The sequence below is a fragment of the Actinomadura monticuli genome, from assembly GCF_041463655.1.
Lineage (GTDB): Bacteria > Actinomycetota > Actinomycetes > Streptosporangiales > Streptosporangiaceae > Spirillospora > Spirillospora monticuli.
Genome location: NZ_JAXCEI010000011.1, coordinates 208,736 through 228,499, shown reverse-complemented (window position 1 = coordinate 228,499; position 19,764 = coordinate 208,736). Strand labels below are relative to the sequence as shown.

The 19,764-nt window shown below is 74.5% G+C and carries 16 protein-coding genes; 1 reads left to right on the top strand and 15 read right to left on the bottom strand.

Going from position 1 to position 19,764, the window contains the following annotated elements; translation table 11 throughout:
- Nucleotides 1–32 precede the first annotated feature (32 nt).
- From SM611_RS25120 to mraZ, 15 genes are all read right to left on the bottom strand, one after another.
- Entirely contained in the window at nucleotides 33–761 is a 729-nt protein-coding gene (locus SM611_RS25120) for a YggS family pyridoxal phosphate-dependent enzyme (RefSeq protein ID WP_371952366.1), read from the bottom strand.
- The gene (pgeF, locus tag SM611_RS25115) at nucleotides 758–1,486 is read right to left on the bottom strand and encodes a peptidoglycan editing factor PgeF (protein WP_371952365.1); all 729 of its coding nucleotides are present in this window, start codon (nucleotides 1,484–1,486) and stop codon (nucleotides 758–760) included. Before pgeF ends, SM611_RS25120 begins: the two co-directional genes overlap by 4 nt.
- Entirely contained in the window at nucleotides 1,483–2,952 is a 1,470-nt protein-coding gene (gene ftsZ / locus SM611_RS25110; RefSeq protein WP_371952364.1) for a cell division protein FtsZ, read from the bottom strand. The genes pgeF and ftsZ overlap by 4 nt, the downstream gene beginning before the upstream one ends.
- Nucleotides 2,953–3,332: 380 nt before the next feature.
- Complete coding sequence (locus tag SM611_RS25105; RefSeq protein WP_371952363.1) at nucleotides 3,333–4,079, bottom strand: cell division protein FtsQ/DivIB; 747 nt, start codon at nucleotides 4,077–4,079, stop codon at nucleotides 3,333–3,335.
- Between the two features lie 88 nt (nucleotides 4,080–4,167).
- Entirely contained in the window at nucleotides 4,168–5,577 is a 1,410-nt protein-coding gene (gene murC, locus SM611_RS25100; protein ID WP_371952362.1) for a UDP-N-acetylmuramate--L-alanine ligase, read from the bottom strand.
- Entirely contained in the window at nucleotides 5,574–6,668 is a 1,095-nt protein-coding gene (gene murG, locus SM611_RS25095) for an undecaprenyldiphospho-muramoylpentapeptide beta-N-acetylglucosaminyltransferase (RefSeq protein WP_371952361.1), read from the bottom strand. The genes murC and murG overlap by 4 nt, the downstream gene beginning before the upstream one ends.
- 40 nt (nucleotides 6,669–6,708) lie before the next feature.
- Nucleotides 6,709–7,962: a putative lipid II flippase FtsW gene (ftsW, locus tag SM611_RS25090; RefSeq protein ID WP_371952360.1), complete on the bottom strand. Its 1,254-nt coding sequence runs from the start codon at nucleotides 7,960–7,962 to the stop codon at nucleotides 6,709–6,711.
- 2 nt (nucleotides 7,963–7,964) lie between these two features.
- The gene (gene murD, locus SM611_RS25085) at nucleotides 7,965–9,452 is read right to left on the bottom strand and encodes a UDP-N-acetylmuramoyl-L-alanine--D-glutamate ligase (protein WP_371952359.1); all 1,488 of its coding nucleotides are present in this window, start codon (nucleotides 9,450–9,452) and stop codon (nucleotides 7,965–7,967) included.
- Nucleotides 9,434–10,510, bottom strand: coding sequence for a phospho-N-acetylmuramoyl-pentapeptide-transferase (mraY, locus tag SM611_RS25080; protein ID WP_371952358.1), 1,077 nt, complete (start codon nucleotides 10,508–10,510; stop codon nucleotides 9,434–9,436). The genes murD and mraY overlap by 19 nt, the downstream gene beginning before the upstream one ends.
- The gene (locus SM611_RS25075; RefSeq protein WP_371952357.1) at nucleotides 10,507–11,889 is read right to left on the bottom strand and encodes a UDP-N-acetylmuramoyl-tripeptide--D-alanyl-D-alanine ligase; all 1,383 of its coding nucleotides are present in this window, start codon (nucleotides 11,887–11,889) and stop codon (nucleotides 10,507–10,509) included. Before SM611_RS25075 ends, mraY begins: the two co-directional genes overlap by 4 nt.
- Nucleotides 11,886–13,421 (bottom strand): UDP-N-acetylmuramoyl-L-alanyl-D-glutamate--2,6-diaminopimelate ligase, encoded by a 1,536-nt coding sequence (locus tag SM611_RS25070; RefSeq protein ID WP_371952356.1) that lies wholly within the window; start codon nucleotides 13,419–13,421, stop codon nucleotides 11,886–11,888. The genes SM611_RS25075 and SM611_RS25070 overlap by 4 nt, the downstream gene beginning before the upstream one ends.
- A gap of 81 nt (nucleotides 13,422–13,502) precedes the next feature.
- On the bottom strand, nucleotides 13,503–15,221 hold the full coding sequence (locus SM611_RS25065) for a peptidoglycan D,D-transpeptidase FtsI family protein (RefSeq protein ID WP_504230284.1): 1,719 nt from the start codon (nucleotides 15,219–15,221) through the stop codon (nucleotides 13,503–13,505).
- A 667-nt stretch (nucleotides 15,222–15,888) separates the two neighbouring features.
- The gene (gene ftsL / locus SM611_RS25060; RefSeq protein WP_371952354.1) at nucleotides 15,889–16,584 is read right to left on the bottom strand and encodes a cell division protein FtsL; all 696 of its coding nucleotides are present in this window, start codon (nucleotides 16,582–16,584) and stop codon (nucleotides 15,889–15,891) included.
- Nucleotides 16,581–17,597: a 16S rRNA (cytosine(1402)-N(4))-methyltransferase RsmH gene (gene rsmH / locus SM611_RS25055; protein ID WP_371952353.1), complete on the bottom strand. Its 1,017-nt coding sequence runs from the start codon at nucleotides 17,595–17,597 to the stop codon at nucleotides 16,581–16,583. The genes ftsL and rsmH overlap by 4 nt, the downstream gene beginning before the upstream one ends.
- A 246-nt stretch (nucleotides 17,598–17,843) precedes the next feature.
- Entirely contained in the window at nucleotides 17,844–18,275 is a 432-nt protein-coding gene (gene mraZ / locus SM611_RS25050) for a division/cell wall cluster transcriptional repressor MraZ (protein ID WP_371942050.1), read from the bottom strand.
- A gap of 442 nt (nucleotides 18,276–18,717) precedes the next feature.
- Here mraZ and SM611_RS25045 point away from each other — a divergent pair, with 442 nt between their 5' ends.
- A complete protein-coding gene (locus tag SM611_RS25045) occupies nucleotides 18,718–19,764 on the top strand; it encodes an AAA family ATPase (RefSeq protein ID WP_371952352.1) in 1,047 nt (348 codons plus the stop codon).

Sequence of the window (19,764 nt, the reverse complement as noted above, 5' to 3'; positions counted from 1 at the left end):
CCCGCGTACCGGCAGGTACCACTCGGGGGACATTACCTGACGATTGCCCGTCGGCCGCCGAGCAACGCCGTACCGACCCGCAGGTGTGTCGCGCCGCACGCGATCGCCTGTTCCAGATCGCCGCTCATACCCGCACTGACGATCCGGGCGTCCGGATGGTTCCGCCTGATCTCCGTCGCGATACGGGCAAGCCGGGTGAAGGCGGGCACCGGGTCGGCGCCGAGCGGCGCGACGGCCATCACGCCGCCGAGCCGCAGGCCGGGGGCCCCGGCGATCTCGTCGGCCAGCCCCGGCACCGCGTCCGGGGCCGCGCCGCCCCTCCCTTGCGCCGCCTCCTCCTCGTCGAGCGAGACCTGGACGAGGCAGCGCAGCGTCCGGCCGCCGCGGACGGCGGCGTCCGACAGGGCGGAGACCAGCCTGGAGCGGTCCACCGAGTGGACGACGTCGGCGTAGCCGGCGACCGCGCGGGCCTTGTTGGTCTGCAGCCGGCCGACGAAGTGCCAGGTGAGGGGGAGGTCGGCGCATTCGGCGGCCTTCGGCCGGGCCTCCTGGTCGCGATTCTCGCCGACCTCGGTGAGGCCGAGTCCGGCCAGTAGCCGCACATCGGAGGCGGGGAAGGTCTTGGTCACCGCGATGAGCGTGATCTCGCGCTCGTCCCGGCCGGCGGCGGCGCAGGCGGCGGCGATGCGGGCGCGGACGGCGGCGAGCGCCTCGGCCAGCTCCGCCGTCCGCTCCCGCGGAGCGGCCCCACCGGCGGTCACGCGTCTTCCTTGAGCCAGACGTATCCGGCGAAACGGCCGGTGCGCCCCTCGCGGCGATAGGAGAAGAGGCCGGCGTCCTCGATGGTGCAGCGCGGGTCGGCACCGACGGCGGTCACCCCGGCGGAGGCGAGCTGCGCGGCGACGCCGGCGCGGATGTCGAGGCCGGGCGTGCCCTTCGACGTCGTGGCGTACGCGGCGGGGACGACGGCGGCGACCTCGTCCCGCATCTCGGCGGGGACCTCGTAGCAGCGGCCGCACGCGGCGGGCCCGATCGCGGCGGTCATCCGCGCGGGGTCGGCGCCCCGCTCGCACATGGCCTTCACCAGGGCCGGGACGACCCCGGCGGCCGTGCCGGGGCGGCCGGAGTGGGCGGCGCCGACGACGCCGGCGGCGGGGTCGGCCAGCAGCACCGGGGCGCAGTCGGCGACGAGGACGGCGAGGGCGAGGCCCGGAACGGTCGTGACGACCGCGTCGACGGGCCCGGGGACGTCGGGGGCCGTGACGAACGCGACGTCGGCGCCGTGCACCTGCCGCATGAAGACGGTGCGGCCGGGGTCGACGCCGAGGGCTTCGGCGGCGCGCCGCCGGTTGCCGAGCACGGCGGCGGAGTCGTCACCGACCGCGCCGCCCAGGTTCAGGGAGTCGTAGGGGGGCCCGCTCACGCCGCCGGCGCGGCCCGTGAAGGCGGCGCCGACGCCGTCGCCCAGGGCGACGGGGGTGATCACTTCAGGAAGTCGGGGACGTCGAGGTCGTCGTCCTCGTCGAACACCACGGGACGGCGGCGCTGCCCGGAGGAGGCGGGGCCGCCGTCGTTCTCCCCCGTGTGCACGCGGGAGGAGGACTGCTCGGCGGGCTGGCGCGGCGCGGGGGCGCGCGACCCGGCGGACTCGCCGGAGCCGCCGGCGTCCCGGTCGCCGGGCGGCCCGGCCGGGGCGCCCTCCGCCCGGGCGGGCTCGGTGCGGCCGGCCTCCCGGTCGTCGTGCCGCCGCTCGTGGTCGGCGCCGGACCGCGCCGGCGGGGCCGGCGCGGACGGCGGCGTCTGGGCGGGCGGGTGCGGCGCGGCGGCGGCCTGCGCCACCGACGGCTGCGCGCCCTGCCGGCCGGCCGGCTGGGCGCCCGCCGGCTCGGACCGCCCGACCCGGCTCGGGATCGGGTTGGCCGGCGCGGACGCGGGCGGCGGCACCGGGCGGGGCGGAGGCGGGGGCAGCCGCTTGCTCTCCGGCTCGGGGACCGGCTTCGCAGGGCGCCCCTCGTCAAAACCCGCCGCGATCACCGTGACCCGCACCTCGTCGCCGAGCGCGTCGTCGATGACCGCACCGAAGATGATGTTCGCGTCCGGCGCGGCGGCGTTCGACACCAGCTGCGCGGCCTCGTTGATCTCGAACAGGCCGAGGTCGGAGCCGCCGGAGATGGACAGCAGCACGCCGTGCGCGCCGTCGATGCTGGCCTCCAGCAGCGGGCTGGAGATCGCCATCTCGGCGGCGGCGACGCTGCGGTCGTCGCCGCGCGCGGAGCCGATGCCCATCAGCGCCGAGCCGGCGCCGGACATGACGGACTTGACGTCGGCGAAGTCCAGGTTGATGAGGCCCGGGGTGGTGATGAGGTCGGTGATGCCCTGGACACCGGACAGGAGCACCTGGTCGGCGGCCTTGAAGGCGTCCAGCACGCTGACCTGCCGGTCGGAGATCGACAGCAGCCGGTCGTTGGGGATGACGATGAGGGTGTCGACCTCGTCGCGCAGCGTCTCGATGCCGGCCTCGGCCTGCATGGCGCGGCGCTTGCCCTCGAAGCTGAACGGGCGGGTGACGACGCCTATGGTGAGCGCGCCGAGGGTGCGGGCGATGTTGGCGACGACGGGCGCGCCGCCGGTGCCGGTGCCGCCGCCCTCTCCGGCGGTGACGAACACCATGTCGGCGCCCTTGAGGACCTCCTCGATCTCCTCGCGGTGGTCTTCGGCGGCCTTGCGGCCCACGTCCGGGTTGGCCCCGGCGCCGAGGCCGCGGGTGAGCTCGCGGCCCACGTCCAGTTTCACGTCGGCGTCACTCATCAGCAGCGCCTGGGCGTCCGTGTTGATCGCGATGAACTCGACGCCCTTGAGACCCTCTTCGATCATCCGGTTGACGGCATTGACGCCGCCGCCGCCGATGCCGACGACCTTGATGACCGCGAGGTAGTTCTGCGGTGCTGCCACGACGAGGGGCCTTTCCGCTCTCTCCGACCGCCCTGCCCGGTCTGACCGACCGTGCCGCCGCGGTTTCCCGACCTGTGCACTGAGGCGGGGCCAAAACCCTCACCCTCAACTTGAGGCTTACAGTTATGTCAACCTGAAGACTGATACGGACAGTAGGGCGGCCTTACCGCCAGGGTCAACTAACCTCCCCCGAACTCCACCGGCGTGTCGCAGCTGGCACAGGTTTGCCCTGGTTGGCCTCGGGCATCCGCCCGTTCCCCGGCCCGCGTACACCGGCGTCCCCCTCCCCGTTCCGCCTCGATCCGGCATGACCGTTCCAGCGTGCCCGATCGGACGCCCGGAAGCGCCGCGACACACGCACCCGGCCTACTTCGCCCGGATCACTTCGTCTTCAGGACCTCGGGGGAACTGATGTCCACGGTGCGGACGGCGCGGCCGGCCGCGGTGCGCCGCACGGCGTCCAGCAGCCTGATCTTCTCCCTTGCCCGCTCGGCGGCGCCCCACACCACGGTCTGCCCGTCCTTCATGTGGAGGGTGACCGTCTCGGGGCCGGTGGCCTCCACCTCGGCCAGCCTGCCGCCCAGCCGTTCCGGCAGGCCGCACAGCACGGCGAGCGCCGCGCGGGTCGCCCGGTCGGACGGCCCCGGCGAGGCGACCGTCAGCGTAGGCAGCCCGGACGGGCGCGACTCGCCGTCCGCCACCGTGACGCCGTGCCGGTCGACCAGGTGGTAGCGGCCGTCCCGGGTGAACACCGCCACCGGGACCCGCTCACGCACCACGATCCGGACCGTGCCCGGCCAGTTCCGCTCGATCTTCGCCGACTCGACCTCGCGGAGCCGCTCGACCCGCTCCCCGATCGCGCCGGTGCGCAGCCGCGCCATCGGCGTGCCGAGGTCGATCCCGGCCGCCGCGACGATCCGGTCGCGGGGCGCCAGGCCGGCGCCGGACACCTCGACGTGCCGCACGACCAGCAGCCGCGAGCCGAGCAGCACCCAGGTCACCAGGCCGAGCGCGCCGACGACCAGCAGTGTGACGAACACCGCCTTCCACCGGTTCGGACGGCCGCGCCCCTCCCCGGCCGGGCCCTCCTCCGGGACGGCGCGCCGATCCGCCCGCGTGTCGGTCATGACCCAATGGTGGCAGTCTTTCCCCCGTGCGCCGCCTACCGGCCCGCGGCGGCGTGTCCCCCTCGGAGGCCCGCTCCGCGCGCCCGCCTCAGGAACCGGCGAGTCGCTCCAGGATCAGCGGCCCGAGCTGCGTCACGTCCCCGGCGCCCAGCGTGATGACGACGTCGCCGGGCCGGGCGAGCGAGGCCGCGATGCCGGGCACCTCGTCGCGGACGGGCGCGTAGACGGTCTCGGTGCCCGCCGGGACCGCGTCCGCGACGAGGGCGCCCGTGACGCCGGGCTCGGGGTCCTCGCGGGCGCCGTACACGTCCATGACGACCGCGACGTCGGCGAGGCCGAGCGCCGCGCCGAACTCGGCGGCGAAGAACCGGGTGCGGCTGTACAGGTGCGGCTGGAAGACGGCGACGATCCGGCCGCCCTCGCCCTTCTCGCCCAGGTAGTCGCGGGTGGCGTCCAGGTCGGCAGTCAGCTCGGTCGGGTGGTGGGCGTAGCTGTCGAACACCTCGGCGCCGCCCGCCGCGCCCTTGCGCTCCAGCCGGCGCATCGCACCGCCGAACGCGGCGAGGCCGGCCCGCACCGGAGCGTCCGCCATGCCGAGCGCCTGCGCGACCGCGACGACCGCGGCGGCGTTGAGCGCGTTGTGCCGCCCGGGGACGCCGAGCACGACCTCGCCGGCGCCCTCGATCTCGAACCGGGAGCCGAGGCCGCGCGGGGTGAAACCGGTCACCCGCAGGTCGGCGCCCTCCGCCTCGCCGTACGTCCGGACGGTGAGCCCCCGCGCCCGCGCCAGCGCGGTGAGCTCCATCGCGACCGGGTCGTCGGCCCCGGCGACGAGCGTGCCGCCCGGCTCGACGCGGTCGACGAAGCGGGCGAAGTTCTCCTTCACCATCTCGAAGCCGCCGTAGTTGTCGAGGTGGTCGGCCTCGACGTTGGTGACGACCGCGATGTGCGGGGTGTACATGAGGAACGAGCCGTCGCTCTCGTCGGCCTCGGCGACGAACACGTCGCCGGTGCCCTCGTCGGCGCCGAGGCCGGTGGTGACGAGCTGGCCGCCGATGCAGTAGGACGGGTCGGCGCCCGCGTGCTGGAGCGCCACCGTCAGCATCGACGTCGTGGTGGTCTTGCCGTGCGTCCCGGCGACGGCGACGGCGCGCCGCCCCGCCATCAGGGAGGCGAGCGCCGCGGACCGGTGCAGGACGCGCAGGCCCCGCTCGCGGGCGGCGACCAGCTCCGGGTTGGTCTCCCGGATCGCCGTGGAGACCACCACCGTGTCGGCGTCGCCGACGTACGCGGCGTCGTGTCCGACGAACACCTTGGCGCCGAGATCGCCGAGCTGGCCGAGCAGCTCGGAGTCGCGGGCGTCGCTGCCGGACACGACCATGCCGCGGCGCAGCATGATGCGGGCGATGCCGGACATCCCGGCGCCGCCGATCGCGATGAAGTGGACCCTGCCGAGCTCCTCGGCGGGCACGACCTCCCCCGGGTCGATCAGGCTCATCGCGCGGCGCCCGCCGAGCGGACCACGTCGTACACCATGCGGGCGAGCGCGACGTCGGCGTCGCGGCGGCCCATCCGGCCGGCGGCCTCCGACATGTGCGCGACCCGGGCCGGGTCGGCGAGCACCGGCAGCAGGTGCCGGGCGATCCAGTCGGGCGACAGCTCGGCGTTGTCGACCAGCATGCCGCCGCCCGCCGCGACGATCGGCTCGGCGTTGAGGCGCTGCTCGCCGTTGCCGATCGGGAGCGGGACGTACACCGCGGGCAGCGCGACGGCGGCCAGCTCGGCGCAGGTCATCGCGCCCGCCCGGCACATGGCCATGTCCGCGGCGGCGTAGGCGAGGTCCATCCGGTCGCAGTAGGGGATCGTGACGTACTGCGGGCCGCCGGACGAGGGCTCGGGCTCCTCGGTGTTCTTCGGCCCGACGATGTGCAGCACCTGGATGCCCGCCTGCCGGAAGTAGGGGGCGGCGGCCACCGCGGCCTGGTTCAGCGACCGGGCGCCCTGCGAGCCGCCGAAGATCAGCAGCGTGGGCAGGTCGGGCAGCAGCCCGAAGTAGGAGCGCGCCTTGTCGCCCATCGCGAGCCGGTCGAGGGTGGCGATCTCGCGGCGCAGCGGGATGCCGACGAACGTGGGGTTCGGCAGCGGCGAGTCGGCGTGCGAGACCGCGACGTGCTCGGTGAACCGGGCGCCGAGCTTGTTGGCGAGGCCGGGCTTCGGGTTGGCCTCGTGCACGATGATGGGCACCTTGCGCTTGCGGGCCGCGAGGTAGCCGGGCGTGGCGACGTAGCCGCCGAAGCCGACCAGGACGTCGGCGTGGGCCTGGTCGAGGACGGCCGCCGCCGCGTTGATCGCGCCGCGCAGCCGGCCGGGGACCGACAGCAGCTGCGGGGTCAGCGTGCGCGGCAGCGGCACCGGCGGGATCAGGGCGAGCTCGTAGCCCCGCTGCGGGACGAGCCGGGTCTCCAGCCCCCGCTCGGTTCCGAGGCAGACGATCCCGGTGTTGGGGTCGTTGCGGCGCAGCGCGTCGGCGAGTGCCAGGGCGGGCTCGATGTGTCCGGCGGTGCCCCCGCCGGCCAGGACAACCCTCATGCTCGTTGACAACTCCTCAGCGTGGTCGAAAGGGGGGATTTCACCGCCGTGCCAGACCCAGCCAGCTTAGAGCCCTCACGACCGGTCCGGGGCCACGTGCGGAGAGTGCCTGCCGCGCGCCGGGCTCGCGTTTGGCGAAGGCGAGCAGCATCCCCAGCGCGAACAGGCTCGGGATGAGCGCCGACCCGCCGTAGGACACCAGCGGAAGCGGGATCCCCGTGATGGGTAGGACGCCGATGACGGCGCCGATGTTCACGATGGCCTGCACGACCAGCCACGCGGTGGCGCCCGCGGCGGCGAGCCGGGTGAACGGGTCCTTCACCCGCCGCGCGATCCGCAGACCCGCGTAGGCGAGCATGCCGAACAGGCCGAGGACGACGAGGGTGCCGACGAGCCCGAACTCCTCCCCCACGATCGCGAAGATGAAGTCGGTCTCGGCGTGCGGCAGGTAGTCCCATTTGGCGCGTCCCTCGCCGAGGCCCGTGCCGAACAGCCCGCCGGACGCCACCGCGAACAGGCCCTGCGTGCCCTGGTAGTTGGTGGTGAGCTGGTTGCCGGACGGGTCCAGGAACCCGGTGAGGCGCTGCATCCGGTACGGCTCGACGACGATGAGGATCGACACGAGCAGGCACACGAGCCCGGCGATGCCGACGAACAGCCGTCCGGGCGCGCCGACGACCCACAGCAGCGCGAGGAAGATGGTGAGGAGCACCAGCGTGGTGCCGAGGTCGCTGCCCAGCATGACCAGCAGGACGAGGATCCCGGCGCCCGGCATCAGCGGGACGAGCAGCGGCCGCCACTCGGTGAGCTGGCCGAGCCGGTCCTTGCGGGCCAGCAGGTCGGCGCCCCACAGCACGAGCGCGAGCTTGGCCAGCTCGGACGGCTGGATCTGCACCGGCCCGAGGTCGACCCAGCGGGTGGCGCCGCCCGCGCTGCGGCCGAGCCCGGGGACGAGCACCAGCGCCAGGCAGACGATCGACAGCAGCAGCAGCGGGTAGGCGAGCGCGCGGAACGTCCGCACCGGCAGCCGGGACCCCAGCCACATGCCGGGCAGCCCGATCACCACCCACACGGCCTGCTTCTGGAACAGCGTGTACGCCGATCCCGTCGCCTGGAGCTGCTTCACGCTGGACGCCGACAGCACCATCGTCAGCCCCAGCGCGAGCAGCATCATCGAGCAGCCCAGCACCAGGTAGTAGGAGGTGAGGGGACGGTCGAGCAGCCCGACGGCGGCGGCCACCTGCTCGCGCGGCCCCGGGCGCCCGCCGCCCTCCTCCTCGGCCGCGGCGGTCACGGCTACCGGGAGCTCCGGGGGACGTCCCCCGGGCGCGCGGGCCGGGCGTCCCGCGCCAGGCGCTCCACCGCCGCGATGAAGGCGTCCCCGCGGGCCGGGTAGTTGGCGAACATGTCGAAGGACGCCCCGACGGGCGCGAGGAGGACGGTGTCCCCGGGGAGGGCGAGGGCGGAGGCTTCGCTGACGACGCGGTCCATGGCCCCAGTGTCGGTGTCGGAGACGTCGACGACCGGTACATCCGGCGCGTGTCGCGCGAGTGCCTCGGCGATCCGGTGCCGGTCGCGTCCCATGAGGACGACGCCGCGCAGCCGCTCGGCGCACGAGCGCACCAGGTCGTCGACGTCCAGGCCCTTGAGGAGGCCGCCCGCGATCCACACGACGGTCTCGTAGGCGGCGAGGGACGCGGCGGCGGCGTGCGGCTGGGTCGCCTTGGAATCGTTGACGTAGGCGACGCCGTCGACATCGGCGACGTGCTGGATGCGGTGCGGGTCGGGGACGAACGAGCGCAGCCCCTCGCGGACGGCCGCGGGCGGCACCCCGAACGCGCGGGCCAGCGCGGCGGCGGCCAGCGCGTTCGCGACGTTGTGCGGCGCGTACGGGCGGACGTCGCCGAGCTCGGCCAGCTCCGCGGCGTTCCGCGCGGGGTCGTCGGTGAACGCCCGGTCGACGAGCAGCTCCTCGACGACGCCGAGCTCGCCGGGACGCGGCACCCGGAGGGTGAAGCCGATCCGCCGGTCCACGCCCTCGGCGCGCTCGGCGAGCGCGGTGGAGGTGTCGTCGTCGGCGTTGTAGACCGCGACGGTGCCCGGCGCGTAGATCTTGCCCTTGGCGCCGACGTAGGCGTCCATGGAGCCGTGCCAGTCGAGGTGGTCGGGGGCGACGTTCAGCACGACCGCCGCCTCCGGCGCGAGCGAGCTGGACCAGTGCAGCTGGTAGCTCGACAGCTCCACCGCGAGCACGTCGTACGGCCCGGCGTGCTCCCCCTGGGAGGACGACCCGCCGGACCCCCCTATGGCCTCGACGATGGGCGTTCCCACGTTGCCCACCGCGAGCGCCTTGTGGCCGGCGGCGGTGAGCATGCACGCCAGCATCCGGACGACGGTGGTCTTGCCGTCCGTCCCGGTGATGGCGAGCCACGGCGCCGCGCCCGGTCCGCGGAGCCGCCACGCGAGCTCGACCTCGCCGATGATCTCGATGCCCGCGGCGGCGGCCGCGGCCAGCAGCGGCACGTCCGGCCGCCACCCGGGGGAGGTCACGACCAGGTCGGTGCCCTCGGGAAGGCCCTCGCCGTCGCCGAGCCGGACCACGACCCCGCGGGCCTCCAGCTCGGCGGCGTGCCCGCGCTGCTCCGCGCCGTCGCGGGCGTCCACGACGGTGACGCGGGCGCCGCGGCCGGCGAGGACGCGGGCGGCGGCGCGGCCGGACACGCCGAGCCCGGCCACGCACACGGACAGGCCGTCCCAGGGCTCGCTCACTTCTTCGGCATCCATTCCAGGTAGAACAGCCCGAGCCCCGCCGCGGTGAACAGCGCGGACATCAGCCAGAACCGCACGACGATCGTGGTCTCGGCCCAGCCGGACATCTCGAAGTGGTGCTGCAGCGGCGCCATCTTGAAGATCCGTTTCGGCTGCGGCATGAACTTGCCGGTCAGCTTGAACCCGCCGACCTGGATCATCACCGACAGGGTGATCATCACGATCAGCCCGCACAGGATGGCGAGCAGGAACTGGGTGCGGGTCAGGATCGCCAGGCCGACCAGCACGCCGCCGAGGGCCAGCGAGCCGGTGTCGCCCATGAAGATCTTCGCGGGCGGGGCGTTCCACCACAGGAAGCCGAACACGCCGCCGAGCACGGCCGCGGCGACCACCGCGAGGTCGAGGGGGTCGCGGACGCTGTAGCAGTTGGGGGCGAGGGCGGCGGCGCAGCTGTTGCGCAGCTGCCAGTTGCCGATGATCACGTAGGCGGCCAGCACCATGCCGGCCGGGCCCGCGGCCAGGCCGTCCAGCCCGTCGGTGAGGTTCACGCCGTTGGACATCGCCGCGATGAGCAGCAGCGCCCAGATCACGAAGAGGTACGGGCCGATCGAGGGGCCGAAGTCGCGCAGGAAGGACAGGTGGGGGTCGGCGGGGGTGATGTCGTAGCCGTTGGGGAAGTTCAGCGACGCGACGGCGAACACGACGCCGACCAGGATGATCCCGACCATCTTGGCGCCGCTGCGCAGGCCGAGGCTGCGCTGCTTGAACACCTTGATGTAGTCGTCGACGAAGCCGACGAGGCCCAGCCCGGTCATCAGGAACAGCACCAGGAGGCCGGAGATGGTCGGCTCGTCGCCGGTGGCCAGGTGCGCCGCGCCGTAGCCGACGAGCGCGCCGACGATGAAGACCGTCCCGCCCATCGTGGGGGTTCCGCGCTTCTTGAGGTGCGCCTCCGGGCCCTCGTCGCGGATCATCTGGCCGTAGCCGAGCCGGTTGACGATCCGGATCCACACCGGCGTGCCGACCATCACGAAGACCAGCGCGACCCCGGCCGCGATGATGATGTTGGTCATCGGGCGTCCTCCGCGAGGAGCGCCTCGGCGACCCGTTCCAGCCCCGCGACGCGGGAGCCCTTCACCAGCACGACGTCCTGCGGCGCCAGCCGCTCGCTGAGCGCGGCCACCGCCGCGCCGACGTCATCCACCTGCACGCACTCTCCCGTCCATGACGCCACCTGCCCGGCCCCTTCGGCCATCGCCGCCGCGTTCGCGCCGACCACGACGAGTCCGGCTATCCCGCTGCGCGCGACATGCTGCCCGATCTTGGCATGTTCCGCCACGGAGGAGGCGCCGAGTTCGGCCATCTCCCCCAGCACCGCGAACGCGCGGCGGCCGCGGGCCATGTGCGCCAGCACGTCGAGCGCGGCGCGGGTCGAGTCGGGGTTGGCGTTGTAGGCGTCGTTCACCACGGTCACCCCGTCGGCCCGTTCGGTGACCTCCATCCGCCACCGGCTGACCGGCACGGCCTCCGACAGGCCCGCGGCGATCGCGTCCGGCGCGAGCCCGGCCGCGCGCGCGGCGGCGGCCGCGGCGAGCGCGTTCGGGACGGCGTGCGACCCGTGCAGGCGCAGCGCGACCGGCGCCGTCCCCTCCGGTGTGACCAAGGTGAACGCGGCGCGGCCCCGCTCGTCGAGCGTCTCGTCCGTCGCCCGCACCAGCGCGTCCGGCGCGCGGCCGAACGTGACGACCTCGGCCCGCGTGCGGGACGCCATCGCGGCGACCAGCGGGTCGTCGGCGTTGAGGACGGCGGTCCCGCCCGGGGGCAGCGCCTCCACGATCTCGCCCTTGGCGCGGGCGATGTTCTCCCGGCTGCCGAACTCCCCGACGTGCGCGGTGCCGACGTTGAGCACCACGCCGACGTCGGGCCGCGCGATCCCGGTCAGGTAGGCGATGTGGCCGATCCCACGCGCGCCCATCTCCAGGACGAGGGTGCGGGTCTCGGCGTCGGCGCGCAGCACGGTGAGCGGCAGCCCGATCTCGTTGTTGAACGAGCCGGGCGGGTACACCACCGGCCCGGCCCGGCCGGCCAGCTGCCCGATGAGGTCCTTGGTGGAGGTCTTGCCCGCCGAGCCGGTGACGGCGATGACGGTCACGTCCGGGAGCCGCTCCAGCACGCCCCCGGCGAGCCGTCCGAGCGCCTCCTGCACGTCGGGCACGACGACGCACGGTCCCTCCACGGGACGCTGCGCGAGCACCGCGGCGGCCCCGGCGGCGAGCGCCCCGGCCGCGAAGTCGTGCCCGTCCGCGCGCTCGCCCTTCAGCGCCGCGAACAGCGCGCCGGGCGCCGCGGCGCGGGAGTCGATGACCACGGGACCGCTCACCATGGCGTCCGGGGGCCCGTGAAGGGCGCCCCCCGTGATCTCCGCGATCGTCGACAGCGGAAGTGGGATCACGCCTGCGTCCCGTCCCCTCTAGTACCTCGTGGACGACGCCGGAGCGCCGCGCGGACGACCTCGCGGTCGTCGAACGGATGCACCTCGCCCGCCACGTTCTGCCCCTGCTCGTGGCCCTTGCCCGCGACGACGACGACGTCGCCGCGGCGGGCCCGGCCGACGGCCAGCCCGATCGCGGCGGCCCGGTCGGGCTCGACGACGATGTGCGCGCGCTCGGGCTGCGGCACCTTGAGCCCGCCCTCGACCATAGCGGCGAGGATCGCGAGCGGGTCCTCCGACCTCGGGTTGTCGTTGGTGAAGTACGCCGCGTCCGCCAGCCGGGCGGCGGCCTCCCCCATCAGCGGCCGCTTGCCGCGGTCGCGGTCGCCGCCGCAGCCGAGCACCACCGCGAGCTCGCCCTCGGTGACGGGCCGCAGCGCGTTCAGCACGGCCTCGACCGCGCCCGGTTTGTGCGAGTAGTCGACGAGGGTGACGAAGTCCTGGCCCTCGTCGACGCGCTCCAGCCGGCCGGGGACGCCGGGCAGCGACGCGACCCCGTGGACGGCGGCCTGCAGCGGGATGCCCGCCTCGACCAGCGCGACGATCGCGGCGAGCGCGTTGGCGACGTTGAACGGCCCGGCGAGCCGGACCTCCGCGTCCGCCTCGATCCCGCCGGGCCCGACGACGCGGAACACGCTGCCGTCGGCGCCCACCCGCACGTCCTCGGCCCGCCAGTCGGCCGCCGGGTCCCCGGTCGCGGAGAACGTCGTCGTCGGGACGGTGGCGATCTCCAGCAGCTCGCGGCCGTAGTGGTCGTCCAGGTTCACCACGCCGACGCGCGAGTACTCCGGCGTGAACAGCCGCGCCTTCGCGAGGAAGTAGTCCTGCATGGTGGGGTGGTAGTCGAGGTGGTCCTGCGAGAGGTTCGTGAACACCGCGACCTCGTAGCGGGCGCCGCCGACGCGGCCCTGCACGAGCGCGTGGCTGGACACCTCCATCGCGGCGGCGCCGACGCCGCGCTCGCGCATCATCGCCAGCAGCGCGTGCAGGTCGGTCGCCTCGGGGGTGGTGAGCGCGCTCGGGACCCGCTCGCCGCCGACCCGGATCTCGACGCCGCCGACCAGGCCCGTCTCGATCCCGGCCGCGCGCAGCCCCGCGTCCACCAGGAACACGGTGGTGGTCTTGCCGCTGGTGCCGGTGACGCCGATGAGGGTGATGTCGGCCCCCGGATCGCCGTACACCCACGACGCGGCGTCGCCGAGGCGCGCGCGGACGTCCGGCACCACCAGGACCGGCAGGCCCGCGGCCGCGGCCCGGTCGTACCCGCCGGGGTCGGTGAGGATCGCGGCCGCGCCCGCGTCGGCGGCCTGGCCGGAGAACTGGGCGCCGTGCGCGCGGGCGCCGGGCAGCGCGGCGTAGACGTCGCCGGGCAGCACCGCCCGCGAGTCGTGGGTGATCCCCGTGGCCGACACGCGGTCCCAGCCGTCCGGCTCGATCCCGAGAAGCTCCGCGAGCCCGCTCAGCGGACGGGCCGGATTGGTGGTCGGACGCATGGCTGTTCTTTCGGTGCGAGCGGAACGGGACCGCTGGGACACGGGTGGTGGACTCACAGGCGAGGAGGGTACTCGCTGCGGTCAGTCTCGGGCGTGGATCTGGATGATCGGCGGGCGGCTCCCCGTCGGCGGGATCTTCTGGGACTGCAGGGCGAAGCTCATCACGTCCTTGAAGACCGGTGCGGCCGCATCGCCACCATAGTGGCTGCCCCGCTTCGGGTCCTGCAGGACGACCTGCACGACCAGCTGCGGGTCGTCCGCCGGCGCGAACCCGGCGAACGACGCGGTGTAGCCGCCGCCCTCGTAGCAGCCGCAGCGCGGGTTGACGATCTCGGCGGTGCCGGTCTTGCCGGCGACGCGGTACCCCTTGATCTGGGCCTTCGGGGCGGTGCCCTCGTCGGTGGTGACGCCTTCCAGCATGTCGGTGATCTGGCGGGCCGTCCGCGCGCTGATCACCTGCTTGCGCGCGGGCGCGGGCGCGGGCGTGAACGCGTCGTCCTCGCCGACGGTGCCCTCGACGAGCGTCGGCGCGACGCGGACGCCGCCGTTGGCGATGGTCGCGTACACGCTCGCCATCTGCACCGCGTTGACCGACACCGTCTGCCCGAACGCGATCGGGTAGCGGTCGGTGCCCGACCACTTGGCCGGCGGTTCCAGCAGGCCGGGCGTCTCACCGGGCAGCGGCAGGCCGGTCTTCTGCCCGAACCCGAAGTCGCGCAGCGTCTGGTAGAGCCGCTGCGAGGTGATGCTCTGGCTGGCCATGATGGTGCCGACGTTGCTGGACTTGGCGAGCACCCCCTGGAACGTGAGCCGCTCCGTCGGGTGCGGGTGCGAGTCGTGGAACACGACGTCGTACTTCTTGATCTTGTCGGGGACGGTGTAGGGGGTCAGCGGGGTGACGCCGCCGTGCTCCATGACGGCGGCGGCGGTGACGACCTTGCCGGTGCTGCCCGGTTCGTAGGCGTCCTGCACCAGCGGGCTGCCCCACCGGGACCGCTCGGACCGGGCGTAGCGGTTCGGGTCGAACCCGGGCGCCGACGCCATCGCGAGCAGCTTCCCGGTGCGCGGGTCCATCACGATCACGCTGCCGCTGTCGGCCTTCGTCGCCCTGACCTGCTTCTCGATCGCCTCCTGCGCCTTGAACTGCAGGTCGTTCTGCAGGGTGAGGCGGAGGCCGCGGCCCGGCACCGAGGGGCGCTTCTGGTCCTCGCCCATGGGGATGTGCTGGCCCTCCAGGCTGATCTCCACCCGCTGCCAGCCCGCGCGCCCGGCGAGCACGTCGTTCATCGAGCTCTCCAGGCCCGCCGCGCCCTTCCCCGTGTCGTTCACGAACCCTATGACGCTCGCGGCCAGCGAATCGTTGGGATACTCGCGGCGATATTCCGGCAGAGTCCCGATACCGGGGAAGTTCCACGAGGTGATGAGGCGGGCCTGGTCGGGCCGCACCCCGTGCGCCAGGTACACGAAGCGGCTGTCGGTCTTGGCGATCTGCTTCAGCAGCGTCGCCGGGTTCAGGCCGAGCGTCGGGGCGAGCGCGCTCACGACCGCCTGCCGCCTGGCGGCCGGGATCAGCGACGGGTCGGCGTAGATGGCCCGCGCCTCGACCGTCATGGCGAGCTGGTTCCCCTGCGCGTCGGTGATGTCGCCGCGGACGGCGGGCAGCGTGATCTCCTGCATCCGCTGGCGCATCGCCTCCTCGGTGTACTTGCCGGACTCGATCGTCTGCAGCTGGACGAGCCGCCCGGCGAACAGCGACAGGACGAACGCGACGGCGAGCAGGCCGACGTTGAGCCGCTTCATCGGGTCGCGGCGGTGGAAGGTCACGCGGGTGCGCGGCCCCCGGCCGGGAGGCCGCGGCCCGGAGCCGCCGGGACGCGGCCCGCGGCCCCCGCCGCCGGCGCCCGTCCTGGCCCCGGCCGGACGGCCGCCCGGGGCCGTGCCCGGACCGCTCTTGGCCGGGCCGCTCTTGCGCGCGCCGCTCCTGCCCGGCGCGCTGCCGGCGGGCGGCTTCTTGCGCACGGGCTTGGCGGGCGCGCCCTTGCCCGACTCCCTGCGCACCGACTCCTTGCGCGCCGACTCCTTGCGCGGCGGAGCCTTGCCGTCGGTTCCCTTGCGCTCGGACGACTTGCGCTCGGACGACTTGCGGTCGGGTGCCTTGCGCGGGGTGTCCGGGCGGGCCGCGCCTGTCGCGCCGCTCGCGCCGCCGCGCGCGGGACGGCGGGACGCGCTGCCCTTCTTGCCCGGCCGCCCCGCGCCGTCCGCCCTCCCGCCCGGGGAGCGCGGAGTACCGCCGGTCTGGTGCCCGGACGCGCGCGCCGCGCCCGGGCCGCTCTTGTCGTCGCGCCCGGCCGACCCCCGGGGGGCCCGCCCGTCCGGGCCGCGTCGCCGGCCGGGCGGAGGGCCGGCGGTCCCGGGTCCCGGCCGTTTCGTCACCGCGTCCCCCGCTCCCCGATGCCGCCGCGCCCCGTCACGGCGCTCCGTTCCCCGCCTGCGCCCCGGCACCCGCCGCCGGGGTCCGGACGCCGTCGCCGGGCACCACGGTGCCGGGGACGCCGAGGACGCCCGCAGCGCCGGCCGAGGCGGCGGCCGCGTGCGGGACGGGACGGATCCTGCCGCCGCTCGCCCGGCCGGTGTCGGGGTCGAAGAAGGCCGGGTCCTCGGCCTCCTTCATGCCGAGCGCCTTCGCCTTCTCCGCCAGCCCCGCCGGGGAGCCCTCGCGGGCGATGTCCTCCTCGTAGGCCTGGCGCTGCTGCTCGAGCTGCTTGTTGCTCTGCTGGAGCCGCGTCAGCGTGAACGCGTCCTCGGCGAGGACGGTGTTGAGCAGCAGCAGGCTCACCAGGGCGCCGCCGAGCAGCCCGATGATGAGCAGCACGAACGGCGTGCGCGGCGCGGCCCGCTGGACCGCGGCCGGGCGGGGCCGGACGGCCGCCGCCCGCACGTTCTTCTTCACCGCCGGCTTCTTCACCGCCGCCTTGGCGGCGGCGGTGCTCGCGGGCGCCGTCTTCGGCGCCGCACCCGCCGCGGGCTTCGCCGGAGCCTTCGCCGGGGACTTCGCCGGGGTCTTGGGCGCGGGCTGCACGTCCGCCGCCGCGGCGGCCTTCCGCCTGGGCGCCTTCTTCTTGGGCGCCTCGGTCGGCGGCCGCCTGCTCGTGGTCGTCGTCATGTCGCCTCCCGGACCCGCTCCGCGGCGCGCATCCGCACCGATCCGGCCCGTGGGTTGGTCGTGGTCTCCTCGCCGGTCGGCAGCTCGGCCCCGCGCGTCAGGAGCCGGAACCTCGGCTCGTGCTCGGGCAGCGGGACGGGCAGGTCCGGCGGGGTGGTGTCGGCCGCCTGGGCGGCGAGGACCTGCTTGGTGATGCGGTCCTCGAGGGAGTGGTAGGACAGGACGGCGATCCGGCCGCCGACCGGGAGCGCGTCCAGCGCGGCGGGCAGCGCCCGCCGCCAGCTGTCGAGTTCGCCGTTCACCTCGATGCGCAGCGCCTGGAAGGTGCGCTTGGCCGGGTTCCCGCCGGTGCGGCGGGTCGCGGCCGGGATGGAGGTCCGCACGAGGTCGGCGAGCCGGCGGGTGGAGTCCAGCGGGGCGCGCTCGCGCTCGCGGACGATGGCCGAGGCGATCCGCTGGGCGAACCGCTCTTCGCCGTACTCGCGCAGGATCCGGGCGAGCTCGGCGGGCGGGTAGCCGTTGACGACCTCGGCGGCGGTGAGGCTCTGGGTGCGGTCCATCCGCATGTCGAGCGGGGCGTCGTAGGAGTAGGCGAAGCCGCGGCCCGCCTCGTCCAGCTGCGGGGAGGACACCCCGAGGTCGAACAGGACGGCGTCCACCGCGCGGACGCCGAGCCGGCGCAGCACCGCGGGGATCTCGTCGTAGACGGCGTGCTCCAGGGTGACCCGGTCGCCGAACGGCGCGAGCCGGCGCGCGGAGCGCTCCAGCGCGACGGTGTCGCGGTCGAGGCCGATGAGCCGGAGCCGCGGGACGGCCCGCAGCATCGCCTCGGCGTGGCCGCCCATGCCGAGCGTGCCGTCGAGGTAGACGGGGTCGCGGCCGGTGACGGCCTCCGCGGCGGGGACGAGGATGTCGAGGACGCGGCCGAGCATGACCGGCACGTGGCCGCCCTCCGGCCCCCCGTCGCCGGCCGTGCGGCCGCCGGCCTCGGACGCGTGGTCGTCTGCGTCCATGGTTCACCCCCTGTACTGCCACCTCGCTCGCGGACTTGTGTGGCATCGCCGGACCGGACCGTCCCGTGCCCCCGGCGGCGGCCTCGCCCGGCCAGGTCCCCATCCGCTGCCCTAGAGGAAGATCACCGCGTTTCCGCGGGGGGTCGCCGTCTGGCACCGGGGAAGCTGCGCCAGCTGGCTCGGAGAGCGGCTGGAGACCTGGCCGAACGTGGGCCATAGCCGGTCAACGGACCGACGAGTCTTCGCTCAGAGGATCCCTGGCAGCACCTCCTCCGAGACGTCGGAGAACGTCTGCTCCTCCTGCTCGAGGTAGGCCTCCCATGCCTGGGAGTCCCAGATCTCCAGACGCGTGTTGGCCCCGATGACCGTGCAGTCGCGGGTGAGGCCCGCGTACTTGCGCAGCGGCGGGGGAATCGTGACGCGGCCCTGCTTGTCCGGAACCTCGTCGGAGGCGCTGGCGAAGAAGACCCGGCTGTAGCCCCGGACCGCCTTCTCCGTGACCGGCGCGGCACGCAGAGCCTCGGTAATCCGCTGGAACTCCGCCATGGGGAAGACGTACAGGCAGCGCTCCTGGCCCTTCGTGATCACCAATCCCCCCGACAGCTCCTCGCGGTACTTCGCCGGCAGGAACAGTCGTCCCTTGTCGTCGAGGCGCGGTGAATGGGTGCCGAGGAACACCGGCCCCACCTCCCGCGCCGCATGGGGTGCTACCGCCCCCACGGCGCCCCACTCTACTCCACTCTTCCCCACCGTCAACAAGAAAAACACCCTCCACCGGCGAATTTCGCGGACGAAAGCGCAGGTCAGAGGGGGTGGTGCGGAGTGGGGCCCAGCGAGCCCCACTCCGCGCGCCGAAGCGTGGCAAGGCGGCCCGGGACGCTTTTCCGGCGGCTGTGGCGGGCCCCGGGCGACCGTGGTGGAGCGGGGTGGTGGAGCGGAGTGGTGGAGCAGGTGGAGCGGGGTGGTGGAGCCGGGTGGTGGACCGGGCCGCGGGCGGCGCTCGCGTCGGGGCGGCGCTCGCCGTCCGCACCGTGGAGCACAATGGGCTCGCGTTCCCCATGAACATCGCGGCGGGCCTTCCGACGACGTACTGTCGGGTGGAACGGCTGAGGAGGGTTTGGTGGCAGTAGGTACGCACGGCGAGTCGTTCATGGAGACCGACCCCCCGGCATCCCACCCTGCCCGGCGCCGCGCCTCGGGAGGCGAGGGGTCGGGCCGCGGGCTCGACGGGCTCGCCCACGTCGCGAACAAGATCCGGGACGCGGTGGAGTCGGTGATCGAGGGCAAGCCCTCGGTGGTGCGGCTGGCGCTCACGGTGCTGCTGGCGGAGGGCCACCTGCTGATCGAGGACGTGCCCGGGGTCGGCAAGACGATGCTGGCCAAGGCGCTCGCGCGGTCGGTCGACTGCTCGGTGCGGCGCGTCCAGTTCACGCCCGACCTGCTGCCGAGCGACATCACCGGGGTCAGCGCCTACAACCAGGAGCTGCGCGAGTTCGAGTTCAAGCCGGGCCCGGTGTTCGCCAACATCGTGGTCGGCGACGAGATCAACCGGGCGTCCCCGAAGACGCAGTCGGCGCTGCTGGAGTGCATGGAGGAGCGCCAGGTCACCGTCGACGGCACGACCTACGCGCTGGAGCCGCCGTTCATGGTCATCTCCACCCAGAACCCGGTGGAGATGGAGGGCACCTACCCGCTGCCGGAGGCGCAGCGCGACCGGTTCACCGCCCGCATCTCGATGGGCTACCCCGACCCGGCGGCCGAGCTGGAGATGCTCGACACGCACGGCCAGGCGTCCCCGCTCGACCGGCTCACCCCCGTCGCGCACGCCGCCGACGTCCGCGACCTCATCGAGGTGGTGCGGCGCCAGCACGTCGCGCAGCCGGTCCGGCAGTACGCGATCGACCTCGTCGCCGCCACCCGCAAGCACCCCGAGCTGCGGCTCGGCGCGTCCCCGCGGGCGACGCTGCACCTGGTGCGGGCCGCGCGGGCGTACGCGGCGCTCGACGACCGCGACTACGTCGTCCCCGACGACGTCCAGGACCTCGCCGTCCCCGTCCTCGCGCACCGGCTGCTGCCGACGCCGGAGGCGCAGGTGGAGCGGCGCCGCCCCGAGCAGGTCGTCGCCGAGCTGGTGAAGCGGCTGCCGGTGCCCTCCCCCGGGAAGTGA